The following is a 12,632-nucleotide window of genomic DNA, read 5'->3' as shown; positions in this document are numbered from 1 at the left end:
AATTACGATATATGCAGCAATTTTTTTGCTGTTGATAGGGTGTCGTCGTTGCGGCATAACTTAGGTGTTTTACCAAATGGAATTAAAATTATTACAAGGATTGTTGCATGCAAAAACCAATCTCTTTTCCTCCGTCATTGGAGTCGTCGAATACTCTGCCTAACCCATCCCAGAAATATCCAGGAGATCTGTCAAGCTTCAACAGTGCTCTGAAATGGGATGGCGCTGTTCCGGCGGTTACTGTGGCTTACCGTATTGAAGCTATTGATAAAGAGCACGACGCATATTCAAAGTTGGTAGTGATAGCACTTTCGGTTCAGGATCAGATAGGCAGTGCTTTTTCGAGTGGCATGGCAGGTGTGCGAAACGAAATAGAGGGGCGGATAAGTTCATCCGATGATGCTCATCTGTTCAATGAGCTGGAAGGTGTTCTAAAAAAGAAATTCGTTGTTGTCGAGCTTCTGCAGCAAATCAGGGGGAACAGGAGCTGGCATGACGCGGATATGTTCTTTGGCGTAGATGCATTGTCGTTGGACAGTATGGAAAGTGCCGAGCTATTCGCGGCTTATGTGGATACAGTGGAGCACGAAGAAGAACGCCGAGACTATTATGAAAACTTTCTGATATCTCTGACAGCCGCCTACGTTAAACGAATCCTTGTCGAGGCTGTTTCCATTCTAGAGGACGCTTCTCCATCTATAGATAACGCGATCCATTCTGCCTTGGCTAGAGGCGAAACTGCCTACAGCTTCAATTTAACCCTTGGTCAATCCGCACAGGTGGTAACTGTGGCGGGTGCCGCTACGCTCCAAAGTGCGGACGGTTGGACCTTCGAGGCAGCAATCCGTAAAGCCACTCTGTTGTTGGCAAGTTTGGGAGAAACACTGCTCAGTCGAGCGATGGGGATAGGGATTGGCACCTTGATCTATTCGCCCGCTCTGGGGAATGGTGAGCGTTATCCTCAAACGGTTCTCAAGCTATCGGGTCGTGCAGTCTTGCCAGATGCACCGACCAACCTTAATGAAATCGCCGCTAGCGAAGGAACCATCGATCTTCCTTATCGGATTTATGGTGACCTTGGCCAATACACCCTCGTTGCGACACCGGCGGGAGGGCGCATTTCGCCGGCGGTGCCAGTCAGGGCGTTGGAGTTCGACCAGAAGACCAATAGCTATAGTTTTACCTCCGCCGCCACACCGCCCATCACCCTCGGGTTTCCCATTGTCCACTGGGACAACAGTTCGACAACTTCACCTGCCAGGCCCGTGGAAGTACCGCGTTACACAGGTGTTGAGCTGTTGCCACTACTTGTGCAGCCCGAAACATATCCTGCATTCCAGTTGCCGGATTTCAGGGATTGTATTTATTGCTTTCCGATCAACAGTGGCTTGCCGCCGATTTACGTTGTTTTTAACAGTCCCTATGAAGGGGCTACCACGCGAGGAAAGTACAGCGGTCGATTGTTCAATCCTGCCAAAGCTGGAGGTCCAATCCTGGATCTGGATTGGACGAGTGCTGCCGTGACTCAAGCGGGTATTGACCTTGTCAAACTGCATACGGGGCGCTTCGGACCTTCGGATGCTAATGCAATCATGATTGAACGTTTGGAAAAAATTCTCCAAGGTAAACTAATAGTCGCGGCCATCGACAAACGTTTCTATACTCATGAGTTAAGAGAGTTTGAGCGCTTCAGGGCATTAGGGGTGGCTGACGGTGTAAATCCAGATGATGAAGGTGCTACTTGGAATAATACCCACGCGGCGACCTTGGAAGACTACAAACTCAAGGATGCTTCTGAATTACTCTACACACCTGATGCAGTAGAAGCGGATAAAAAACAAAGGGAAAGAGAGTACAGGCAACTGGGAGGGATGAAATAATGGGTGTCATAGACGAAATTATGCGTAACGAAAAACCTGAAGAGGTGATTCTATTTTTCACAAAAAATGAGTTAGGAATATCCTTTCCTCAACTGGACAGACTCTACAATGTGACTGGGTGGGCGCATGTGGGGGATAACATGGGGCTGTTAAATCTCGTGAGAAGTATGCGTGATGCTGGTTTTGTAGAATTTAGTGGGGGCGGAATTGTGAGGGGGCCTAACTGGAGAGAACCCATATTCATGGTAGAGGGTAAATATACCTTTGATTGATATTGCTAAACGCCTGTCAATTTTAGGGCGTGATTAGAAACTATTGTTTGTGGGCGTCCGGCTTCCTGATGTTGGTGATTGGACTCTTTCCGGTCTGGAGATAGGTTTACGATTGTTTCAGCGTTAGACAGTTAACAAAAAGGGAGCCCTTCGGCATCACGCCGAGGGGCTCCCCATTTTTAAACGCTGGACGCCAATGGGACCCACGGCGTCCGCACGTTTTTCGCGAGCAGAGCTCGCTCCTACAGTTGCGATCAGAACAACACGCGGCTACGGATAGTGCCGTTGATGTGCTGCAGCTTCTCTTGCGCCAGGTCCGAGTACTCGGCATCGACGTCGATCACCACGTAGCCGACTTTCTCGTTGGTCTGCAGGAACTGACCGGAGATGTTGATGCTGTTTTCGGCGAAGACCTTGTTGATCTCGCTCATCACACCCGGAATGTTCTCGTGGATGTGCAGCAGGCGGTGCTTGCCAGGGTGAGCCGGCAGGGCCACTTCCGGGAAGTTCACCGACGATACCGAAGTACCGTTGTCGCTGTACTTGACCAGTTTTTCCGCCACTTCCAGACCGATGTTGGCCTGTGCTTCAGCGGTGGAACCACCGATGTGCGGGGTCAGGATCACGTTGTCCAGGCCACGCAGCGGGCTTTCGAACTCTTCGTCGTTGGAGCGTGGCTCCACCGGGAAGACGTCGATGGCCGCGCCGATCAGGTGCTTGTCCTTGATCGCGTCCGCCAGGGCTTGCAGTTCGACCACGGTGCCGCGTGCGGCGTTGATCAGGATGCCGCCCTTCTTGATGGCGCGGATTTCCTTCTCGCCGATCATCCACTGGGTGGCTGCGGTTTCCGGAACGTGCAGGGTCACGATGTCGGACATGCCCAGCAGCTCGTGCAGGTTGCCGACCTGGGTGGCGTTACCCAGTGGCAGCTTGGTCACGGTGTCGTAGAAGTACACCTGCATGCCCAGGCCTTCAGCCAGGACCGACAATTGCGTACCGATCGAGCCGTAACCGACGATGCCCAGCTTCTTGCCGCGGATCTCGAAGGAGTTGGCCGCGCTCTTGATCCAGCCGCCACGGTGGCAGGAAGCGTTCTTCTCAGGGATGCCGCGCAGCAACAGGATCGCTTCGGCCAGCACCAGCTCGGCCACGGAGCGGGTGTTGGAGTACGGAGCGTTGAACACTGCGATGCCGCGTTCGCGCGCTGCGCTCAGGTCAACCTGGTTGGTGCCGATGCAGAAACACCCGACAGCCACGAGCTTCTTCGCGTGATCGAAGATCTCTTCGGTCAGTTGAGTGCGGGAGCGAATGCCGATGAAGTGTGCATCAGCGATCTTTTCCTTCAGCTGGGCTTCCGGCAGAGAACCGGTGAGGTACTCGATGCTGGTGTAGCCCGCCGACTTGAGAACGTCGACAGCCGATTGGTGGACGCCTTCGAGAAGAAGGAACTTGATCTTGCTCTTATCGAGAGAAGTCTTGCTCATCTGCGTAAACCTGTATCCCGGAGAAAAATGGCAGGAAATGGAGCAGCCTGGAGCTGACCCGGACGGCAAGTGGGCCGTCGCCGCAGAACAGCCTTTCGGCACTACCCTGCGGGGTCCGTATGCTAGCATAGGCGCCCCGCTAAACACTCATTCCTGCGACGTGAAGCGTTCTCAGGATGACCATGAATTGTTCGAGAGTTCTGTCGATGACCAATCCTGCCCTGATTGATGAACTGAAGACCCTGGTCGAGCCTGGCAAGGTGCTGACCGATGCCGACTCCCTGAACGCTTACGGCAAGGATTGGACCAAACATTTCGCCCCGGCCCCGACTGCCATCGTGTTTCCGAAGACCACCGAGCAGGTCCAGGCCATCGTCCTCTGGGCCAATCAGCACAAAGTGGCGCTGGTGCCGTCCGGCGGACGCACCGGGCTTTCCGCGGCAGCCGTGGCGGCGAATGGCGAAGTGGTCGTGTCCTTCGACTACATGAACCAGATCCTCGACGTGAACCTCACCGACCGCACTGCCGTTTGTCAGCCAGGCGTCGTGACCGAACATTTGCAGAACGTTGCCGAGGAAAAGGGCCTGTACTACCCGGTGGACTTCGCCTCTGCAGGTTCGAGCCAGATTGGCGGCAACATCGGCACCAATGCCGGCGGGATCAAGGTCATTCGCTACGGCATGACCCGTAACTGGGTCGCCGGCATGAAAGTGGTCACCGGCAAGGGCGATGTGCTGGAACTGAACCGCGACCTGATCAAGAACGCCACCGGTTACGACATGCGTCAGCTGTTCATCGGCGCCGAGGGCACCCTCGGGTTTGTGGTCGAAGCGACCATGCGCCTGGACCGTGCCCCGAAAAACCTCACTGCCATGGTCCTCGGCACCACCGATTTCGATTCGATCATGCCGGTGCTGCACGCCTTCCAGAGCAAGCTCGACCTGACCGCCTTCGAATTCTTCTCCGACAAGGCCCTGGCCAAGGTCATGGGGCGCGGCGACGTGCCGGCACCGTTCGAAACCGACTGCCCGATCTATGCGCTGCTGGAATTCGAAGCGACCACCGAAGACGTGGCCAACCATGCTCTGGAAACCTTCGAGCACTGCGTCGAACAGGGCTGGGTGCTGGATGGCGTGATGAGCCAGAGCGAAACCCAGTTGCAGAACCTGTGGAAGCTGCGCGAATACATTTCCGAAACCATCTCCCACTGGACGCCGTACAAGAACGACATTTCGGTCACCGTGTCGAAAGTCCCGGCCTTCCTGAAAGAAATCGACGCCATCGTCGGCGAGCACTACCCGGATTTCGAAATCGTCTGGTTCGGCCACATCGGCGACGGCAATCTGCACTTGAACATCCTCAAGCCGGATAACCTGAGCAAGGACGAGTTCTTCGCCAAGTGCGCGACCGTGAACAAGTGGGTGTTCGAAACCGTCGAGAAGTACAACGGTTCGATTTCCGCCGAACACGGCGTAGGCATGACCAAGCGTGATTACCTGACCTACAGCCGTTCCCCGGTTGAGATCGAGTACATGAAAGCCGTGAAAGCGGTGTTCGACCCGAATGGCATCATGAACCCGGGCAAGATTTTCGCTGTTTGACTTTCGAACTTAAAAGCTACGAACCAGGAGTCGGTCAATGAGCTATCAGCACCAGTATGTCGACGGTACGCGTATCCACTTCCCGCTGGGGAAAGTGGTCTGCATCGGCCGTAACTACGCCGAACACGCCAAGGAACTGGACAACCCGGTCCCAACGGAACCCCTGCTGTTCATCAAGCCGGGCAGCTGCGTCGTGCCTCTGGAAGGCGGTTTCAGCATTCCGACCGAGCGCGGCTCGGTGCATTACGAAGCGGAAATCGCGGTGTTGATCGGCAAGCCTTTGTCGACCAAGCCCAGCCGTGAAGAAGTGCTCGATGCGATCTCCGGTTTCGCCCCGGCCCTCGACCTGACCTTGCGCGACAAGCAGGCCGAGCTGAAATCCAAGGGTTTGCCCTGGGAAATCGCCAAGTCCTTCGACGGCGCGGCGGTGATCGCTCCGTTCGTGTCCGGCAGCACCTTTGCCGACCTGACCGACATCGGCATCCGTCTGACCATCAATGGTGAAGTGCGCCAGGACGGCAACAGCAGCGCGATGCTCAACCCGATCGTGCCGATGATCCAGCACATGGCCGGCTGCTTTTCGCTGCAGGCCGGTGACGTGATCCTCACGGGCACGCCGGTGGGTGTCGGTCCGCTGAATGTGGGTGACGAGATCGTCCTGGAGCTGCCAGGCGCGAGCAGCTTCACCAGCAGCGTCCGCTAACACACCGCACCTCTGTAGGAGCCGGCTTGCCGGCGATAGCGGTGCAACATTCGATAGAGATGTTGAATGTTGTATAGCCATCGCCGGCAAGCCGGCTCCTACAGGGATTGTGTTCCGACCCGAAGAAACCGGCGCTCAAGCAGGGCAATCCCGCCATTTGCCGTTTTTTTCACATCTTGTCTGGATAATTCCCGGGCTTCTGGCGTCTGAGCCGGTCCCAATTGTGCTATTACCCTTAGCCTGAATTTCTGGAACGCATCCCCCGATGGCCATCCCACCGCTGACCACGCTTAAAACTGCCCGCCGCCCGCGCTTTTTCATGCGCTGGTATGCCTGGTTATTGCTGGCCGTGGCCGCTGCCTATGGCCTCGCGTTCGCCATGCATTGGGATGATCGCGGTGTGCTCTGGGTGCTGGAGCGTTTCGAAAGCCCGGCCGAGCGCCAGGAAAGTATCTGGCTCCCGGATTACCGTGCAGTGATCGATGCCAAGCCACTGGTGGGGATGGAAAAGGACGAAGCCTCCGACCTGGCCTACGATCCTCAAACCAAAACCCTGTTCTCGGTCATGGGCAAGAACCCGTTCCTCGCCGAGCTGAACCTGCAGGGCGACGTGTTGCGCAAAATGCCACTGGTGGGCTGGAGCAATCCCGAAGCCGTGACGGTCATGGGTAACGGTCTGCTGGCCATCGTCGACGAGCGCGAGCATTTGCTGACCATCGTCAAGGTTGATGCGGATACCCGCGAACTGAACATCGCCAACTTCCCGAAATACGACCTCGGTCCGTCGAAAGACCAGAACAAAGCGTTTGAAGCCGTCGTCTGGGACGCGGCCAACAAGCAAATGCTGCTGGGCGAAGAGCGGCCACCGGCGCTGTTCACCTGGAAAAGCGCCGATGGCGTGACGCTCACGGGTGACAAGCAGAAACTGGCCAGCGACGCCCTGGACATCCGCAACCTGTCGGCGCTGGCCATTGATCCGCGCACCCGGCATACGCTGGTGTTGTCCGCCGATTCCCACCTGTTGCTGGAGCTGGACGAGAAGGGTGAGCAGGTGAGTTTCATGACCTTGCTGGGCGGCTTCAACGGTCTGAAGAAAACCATTCCACGCGCCGAAGGCGTGACCATGGATGAGGCGGGCACGCTTTACATGGTGAGTGAGCCGAACCTGTTCTATCGTTTCGAAAAGCAGCACTGATGCGCGATTTGTAGGACGCGCGACGCTCAGTTGTAGGACCCGCCCAACGGCCTTTAAGCTTCAATTCAGACTGCCGTGGTATTTCATCCACCCGTTCTGATTTCGAGCTTGCCTGAATGCGCCGACTTGCCCGCCCCAAACCCCTGATTCTGATCCTTTCGGTGATAGTGCTGGTCGCGCTGGTTGCGGTCGGCCAATACATGCGGCTGTTCGAGCGCGCCTGGTTCAATCTGCACACGCTCTGGCAGCCGGAAAGCACTCAGTCCATCGGCCTGGCTCATTATCAGGTCGCGGTCGAGGGCCGGGTCATCGAGGGACTGGACGACGATGTGTCGGCGCTGACCTTCGATCCGGTACGCAAAAGCCTGTTCACGGTCACCAATAAAAACTCCGAGCTGATCGAGCTGTCGCTGGAAGGCCGGATCATCCGGCGTATCGCGCTGGTCGGATTCGGCGATCCTGAAGCGGTCGAGTTCATCAGCGCCAACACCTATGTCATCACCGACGAGCGCCAGCAGCGGCTGATCAAAATTCACCTGGAGAAGGACACGACGTTCCTCGACGCAGCGGAAGCCGAGCAGATGACCCTCGGCGTGCACATGAGCGGCAATAAGGGTTTCGAAGGCCTGGCCTACGATTCAGTGGGTAAGCGCTTGTTTGTCGCCAAGGAACGCGACCCGATGCTGATCTATGAAGTGCAGGGTTTTCCCCATTACAACCCGGAAAAATCCTACGCGGTGCACGTGGTCAACAATCCCAAGCGCGATGCGGGGATGTTTGTGCGGGACCTGTCGAGCCTGCAATACGATGAGCGCAGCGGCCATTTGCTGGCACTGTCTGACGAGTCGCGACTGATTCTGGAGCTTGATGTGGACGGGCGTCCGTTGAGCACAATGTCGCTGAACAAGGGGCGTCAGGGATTACAGAAGACCGTGCCGCAAGCGGAAGGGATCGCCATGGACGACGACGGCACCCTGTATCTCGTCAGCGAGCCGAACCTGTTCTACGTTTTCAAGAAACCCGCCCAACCCTGAAACCAACACAATCCCTGTAGGAGCCGGCTTGCCGGCGATGAGGCCGTGACATTCAACATCTAAGTTGACTGTTACACCGCGATCGCCGGCAAGCCGGCTCCTACAGGATTGTGCGTTTGGCTTATTGGGCGCGCAGTGTCTTGACGCCTTCGCTGGTGCCCAGCAACAGCAGGTCCGCCGGACGCGCGGCAAACAAACCGTTGGTCACCACGCCGACGATCGCATTGATCTGCGACTCCAGCTCCACCGGGTTGGTGATCTGCATGTTGAACACATCCAGAATGATGTTGCCGTTGTCGGTCAGCACGCCTTCACGGTAAACCGGGTCGCCGCCCAGCTTCACCAGCTCGCGGGCCACGTGGCTGCGGGCCATCGGGATCACTTCCACCGGGAGTGGGAAGGCGCCGAGGACCGGTACCAGTTTGCTGGCGTCGGCGATGCAGATGAAGGTCTTGGCCACGGCCGCGACGATCTTCTCGCGGGTCAGGGCTGCGCCGCCGCCCTTGATCAGGTTCAGGTGTTCGTCGCTTTCATCGGCGCCGTCGACATAGAACTCCAGGTCGCTGACGGTATTGAGCTCATACACCGGAATGCCATGGCCCTTGAGGCGCGCGGCAGTGGCTTCGGAGCTGGCGACGGCGCCGTCGAACGCGCCCTTGTGCTGGGCCAGTGCGTCGATGAAGCAGTTGGCGGTGGAGCCGGTGCCGACCCCGACGATGCTCTTGTCATCGAGTTTCGGGAGGATGAAGTCGACGGCGGCCTGGGCCACTGCCTGTTTGAGTTGATCCTGGGTCATGCGGGCTCCGAAAGCGGGCAAGGGGAAAACGAAGGCCGGCATTATAGGCCCCGGTGCGATCAAGGTCATTGCCCGATTGGCAGACCGCCCCCAATCCCTGTAGGAGCGAGCTTGCTCGCGAAAAACACAAGGGCGCCGCTGGGCATCTGGTTTTACGCGTTATCGTTGAGGTCCATCGCGAGCAGGCTCGCTCCTACAAGGGCGGACGTTACCGCAAAGCCATCTGTTTGGTGTGGTCGCCCGGCCGAAAGCCGGGTTAGACTCCCTGACCCTGCCCAACCCGCCCAGTGATGCTTTCCGATGCTCGAACAGTACGTCAAAAAGATCCTCACCTCGCGCGTTTATGACGTTGCCGTAGAAACCCCATTGCAGACTGCCCGCCAGCTCTCCGAGCGGCTGGGCAACAGTGTCTGGCTCAAGCGCGAAGACTTGCAGCCGGTGTTCTCGTTCAAGATTCGCGGTGCCTACAACAAGCTCACGCAGCTGAGCGATGAAGAGCGCGCACGCGGTGTCGTGACCGCCTCGGCGGGCAATCACGCGCAAGGCCTGGCCCTGGCGGCGAAAGTGCTTGGCGTCAAAGCCACCATCGTCATGCCCAAGACCACCCCGGAAATCAAAGTCGAAGGCGTGCGTTCGCGCGGCGGCAAAGTGGTGCTGCACGGGGATTCGTTCCCGGAAGCCCTGGCCTATTCGCTGAAACTGGTCGACGAAAAAGGCTACGTCTACATTCACCCGTACGATGATCCCCACACCATTGCCGGGCAGGGCACGGTGGCGATGGAGATTCTGCGCCAGCACCCGGGGCGCCTGGATGCGATCTTCGTTCCGGTGGGCGGCGGCGGGCTGATCGCCGGCATCGCGGCGTACGTGAAATACCTGCGCCCGGACATCAAGATCATCGGCGTCGAGCCGGATGATTCGAACTGCCTGCAAGCCGCCATGGCTGCGGGCGAGCGTGTGGTGCTGCCGACCGTGGGCATTTTCGCCGATGGCGTCGCGGTGGCTCAGATCGGGCAGCACACCTTCGATATCTGCAAGGATTACGTCGACGAAGTGATCACCGTCAGCACCGACGAGATCTGCGCGGCGATCAAGGATATCTACGACGATACCCGCTCGATCACTGAACCTGCCGGCGCCCTGGGCGTAGCCGGGATCAAGAAATACGTCGAGCAGCACTCGGTCACCGGCCATACCTTCGTCGCCATCGATTCCGGCGCCAACGTCAACTTCGACCGCCTGCGCCATGTGGCCGAGCGCGCCGAACTGGGTGAAGGCCGCGAAGCCATCATCGCTGTGACCATTCCCGAGAAACCGGGCAGCTTCAAGGCCTTCTGCGAAGCCATCGGCAAGCGCCAGATCACCGAATTCAACTACCGCTACAACACCGGCAGCGAAGCGCACATCTTCGTCGGCGTGCAGACGCACCCGGAGAACGATCCGCGCAGCGCGCTGCTTGCCAGCCTGACCGAACAGGGGTTCCCGGTGCTGGACCTGACCGACAACGAACTGGCCAAGTTGCACATCCGGCACATGGTCGGCGGCCGTGCGGCCCAGGTCGTTGACGAAGTGGTGCTGCGTTTCGAATTCCCGGAGCGGCCAGGAGCGCTGTTCAACTTCCTCAACAAGCTCGGCGGGCGCTGGAACATCTCGATGTTCCACTACCGCAACCACGGCGCGGCGGATGGCCGAGTGGTCGCGGGCCTGCAAGTGCCTCACGAGGAGCGTCACCTGGTGCCGGCGGCGCTGGAAGAAATCGGCTACCCGTACTGGGACGAAAGCGACAACCCGGCCTATCAGCTGTTTCTTGGCTGAGCGGCTACGCTGATGGGCAGGTCATAAGGAATTCGAACCATGGAAACGTTAACCGCCCTGAAAGTGGCCCATGTCGTGGCAACGGTGCTGCTGTTGCTCAGTGCGCTAGGGCTCGCGATCTGGGTCTGGCGCACCAGGCGCAATGGCGACGCGACGGCGGCAAGCCGCACTCTGCAACGTCCGCGTGTGTTCATCTGGTTGTTGATGGGGTTGGCGCTGCTGAGCATGCCGTTTACGGGCTGGTGGATGGTGCATTTGGTGGGCTGGCCGCTGGGGCAGACGTGGTTGCTGGCGTCCAGTGTGCTTTACACCGTGGCGGCGCTGGGCTGGTTCTGGTTGCTGGTGCGGCTGAACAAATTGCGCAAGGCGCCGGGAGGCAGCGGCAAATTCACCTTTGCCTTGGCGTTGTTCAGCTTCGTCTGTTTTATCGCGATTGCCGGATTGATGGGTGCCAAGCCTGTTTAACGCGTGACACCGAGTCGACCCAATCGCGAGCAGGCTCGCTCCTACAATGGAACGCATTCCAATGTAGGAGCGAGCCTGCTCGCGATGGCGATATCAGTCGCGCAGACTGATCACCGGCCAACCACGCTTCTCGGCCTCGGCACGCAAATTCGGGTCCGGATCAACCGCCACCGGATTCGCCACCTGATCCAGCAGCGGCAGATCATTCATCGAGTCGCTGTAGAAATAGCTGTCTTCCAGCGAATGCCCGGTCTCTTCCAGCCAGCGATTGAGTCGCGTCACCTTGCCTTCACGGAAGCACGGCACGTCGGTGCTGCGCCCGGTGTAGCGGCCATCGACCATCTCGCACTCAGTGGCGATCAGGGTTTCGACGCCCAGGCGCACGGCAATCGGTGCGGTCACAAAGCGGTTGGTCGCGGTGATGATCACCAGCTTGTCGCCTGCGTCACGGTGCTTGGCCAGCAGGGCCAGGGCTTTTGGCAACACGATCGGCTCGATGCAATCGCGCATGTAGTCCTGGTGCCATTGATCCAGCGTGGCCATCTCGGTGCGGCCGAGCACTTCCAGACAAAAGTTCAGGTAGGCGGCGTTATCCAGCTTGCCGGCCAGGTAATCCTGATAGAACTCATCGTTGCGCGTCTTGTAGGCGACGGCGTCGAGGAAGCCGCGCTCGCACAGGTAATCGCCCCAGGCGTGGTCGCTGTCGCCGCCCAGAAGGGTGTTGTCCAAGTCGAATAAAGCCAGCCGCATTGCAGTTACTCGCTGAAAAGTCTGTAGAAAGGCGCCCAGAATACGGACTTTTCACAAGAGTGCACATAAGGTTGGCCGGCTCGTTGCTGCCTTCACGACCTTTGTGGAACAATGCGGCGACATGCGTTTGCGAGGTTGTTGCCGTGATCGACCCCGATGGTTTCCGCCCCAATGTCGGGATCATTCTCACGAATGATGCCGGACAGGTGCTATGGGCTCGCCGTATCAATCAAGATGCCTGGCAGTTTCCGCAGGGGGGAATCAACCCCCAGGAGACGCCGGAAGACGCCTTGTACCGCGAGTTGAACGAAGAAGTGGGTCTGGAGCGCGAAGATGTTGAAATTCTCGCCTGCACCCGGGGCTGGTTGCGCTATCGTTTGCCGCAACGTCTGGTCCGTACCCACAGCCAACCGCTGTGCATCGGCCAGAAACAGAAATGGTTTCTCCTGCGCCTGATCTCTAACGAGCAGCGGGTGCGGATGGATTTGACCGGTAAACCGGAATTCGATGGCTGGCGCTGGGTCAGCTATTGGTATCCGTTGGGCCAGGTGGTGACATTCAAGCGCGAGGTGTATCGACGCGCTCTCAAAGAGCTTGCCCCGCGCCTTTTAGCGCGCGACTGACGACGGAGTTCGAC

Annotated in this window: 12 protein-coding genes; 9 read left to right on the top strand and 3 right to left on the bottom strand. The window is 58.1% G+C overall.

The genetic code is table 11. From position 1 onward, the window contains the following. The first annotated feature begins 107 nt into the window (after positions 1–107). Together ACF6ZU_RS11225 and ACF6ZU_RS11220 are read left to right on the top strand one after the other, a co-directional pair. Positions 108–1,880, top strand: coding sequence for an S-type pyocin domain-containing protein (locus ACF6ZU_RS11225; protein WP_392892359.1), 1,773 nt, complete (start codon positions 108–110; stop codon positions 1,878–1,880). Beyond that, positions 1,880–2,152: a hypothetical protein gene (locus ACF6ZU_RS11220; protein WP_392892357.1), complete on the top strand. Its 273-nt coding sequence runs from the start codon at positions 1,880–1,882 to the stop codon at positions 2,150–2,152. Before ACF6ZU_RS11225 ends, ACF6ZU_RS11220 begins: the two co-directional genes overlap by 1 nt. Positions 2,153–2,406: 254 nt before the next feature. On the opposite strand, the gene serA is transcribed toward ACF6ZU_RS11220, so the two are convergent. Next, the gene (gene serA, locus ACF6ZU_RS11215; RefSeq protein WP_392892355.1) at positions 2,407–3,636 is read right to left on the bottom strand and encodes a phosphoglycerate dehydrogenase; all 1,230 of its coding nucleotides are present in this window, start codon (positions 3,634–3,636) and stop codon (positions 2,407–2,409) included. Positions 3,637–3,842: 206 nt separating this feature from the next. Here serA and ACF6ZU_RS11210 point away from each other — a divergent pair, with 206 nt between their 5' ends. The 4 genes from ACF6ZU_RS11210 to ACF6ZU_RS11195 all read left to right on the top strand — a co-directional run bounded on the left by ACF6ZU_RS11210 (position 3,843) and on the right by ACF6ZU_RS11195 (position 8,169). Next, positions 3,843–5,237 (top strand): FAD-binding oxidoreductase, encoded by a 1,395-nt coding sequence (locus tag ACF6ZU_RS11210; protein ID WP_392892353.1) that lies wholly within the window; start codon positions 3,843–3,845, stop codon positions 5,235–5,237. Between the two features lie 37 nt (positions 5,238–5,274). Continuing rightward, a complete protein-coding gene (locus tag ACF6ZU_RS11205; RefSeq protein ID WP_008026071.1) occupies positions 5,275–5,940 on the top strand; it encodes a fumarylacetoacetate hydrolase family protein in 666 nt (221 codons plus the stop codon). A gap of 265 nt (positions 5,941–6,205) precedes the next feature. Then, the gene (locus ACF6ZU_RS11200; protein ID WP_392892351.1) at positions 6,206–7,135 is read left to right on the top strand and encodes an SdiA-regulated domain-containing protein; all 930 of its coding nucleotides are present in this window, start codon (positions 6,206–6,208) and stop codon (positions 7,133–7,135) included. A gap of 116 nt (positions 7,136–7,251) precedes the next feature. Continuing rightward, positions 7,252–8,169, top strand: coding sequence for an SdiA-regulated domain-containing protein (locus ACF6ZU_RS11195; RefSeq protein WP_392892349.1), 918 nt, complete (start codon positions 7,252–7,254; stop codon positions 8,167–8,169). Positions 8,170–8,290: 121 nt separating this feature from the next. On the opposite strand, the gene rpiA is transcribed toward ACF6ZU_RS11195, so the two are convergent. Continuing rightward, the gene (gene rpiA / locus ACF6ZU_RS11190) at positions 8,291–8,965 is read right to left on the bottom strand and encodes a ribose-5-phosphate isomerase RpiA (RefSeq protein WP_017341330.1); all 675 of its coding nucleotides are present in this window, start codon (positions 8,963–8,965) and stop codon (positions 8,291–8,293) included. Positions 8,966–9,265: 300 nt separating this feature from the next. Between rpiA and ilvA the strand changes: the two genes are divergently transcribed. After that, the gene (gene ilvA / locus ACF6ZU_RS11185) at positions 9,266–10,780 is read left to right on the top strand and encodes a threonine ammonia-lyase, biosynthetic (RefSeq protein WP_392892346.1); all 1,515 of its coding nucleotides are present in this window, start codon (positions 9,266–9,268) and stop codon (positions 10,778–10,780) included. A 39-nt stretch (positions 10,781–10,819) separates the two neighbouring features. Then, on the top strand, positions 10,820–11,245 hold the full coding sequence (locus ACF6ZU_RS11180; protein ID WP_392892344.1) for a DUF2269 domain-containing protein: 426 nt from the start codon (positions 10,820–10,822) through the stop codon (positions 11,243–11,245). Positions 11,246–11,338: 93 nt separating this feature from the next. On the opposite strand, the gene ACF6ZU_RS11175 is transcribed toward ACF6ZU_RS11180, so the two are convergent. Beyond that, positions 11,339–11,995: an HAD family hydrolase gene (locus tag ACF6ZU_RS11175; protein ID WP_392892341.1), complete on the bottom strand. Its 657-nt coding sequence runs from the start codon at positions 11,993–11,995 to the stop codon at positions 11,339–11,341. Between the two features lie 143 nt (positions 11,996–12,138). Here ACF6ZU_RS11175 and ACF6ZU_RS11170 point away from each other — a divergent pair, with 143 nt between their 5' ends. Beyond that, on the top strand, positions 12,139–12,618 hold the full coding sequence (locus ACF6ZU_RS11170; RefSeq protein WP_007897732.1) for an RNA pyrophosphohydrolase: 480 nt from the start codon (positions 12,139–12,141) through the stop codon (positions 12,616–12,618). The last annotated feature ends 14 nt before the right edge of the window (positions 12,619–12,632 follow it).

Source organism: Pseudomonas migulae, assembly GCF_043225285.1.
Lineage (GTDB): Bacteria > Pseudomonadota > Gammaproteobacteria > Pseudomonadales > Pseudomonadaceae > Aquipseudomonas > Aquipseudomonas migulae_C.
This window is presented reverse-complemented; position numbering and strand designations above follow the sequence as displayed.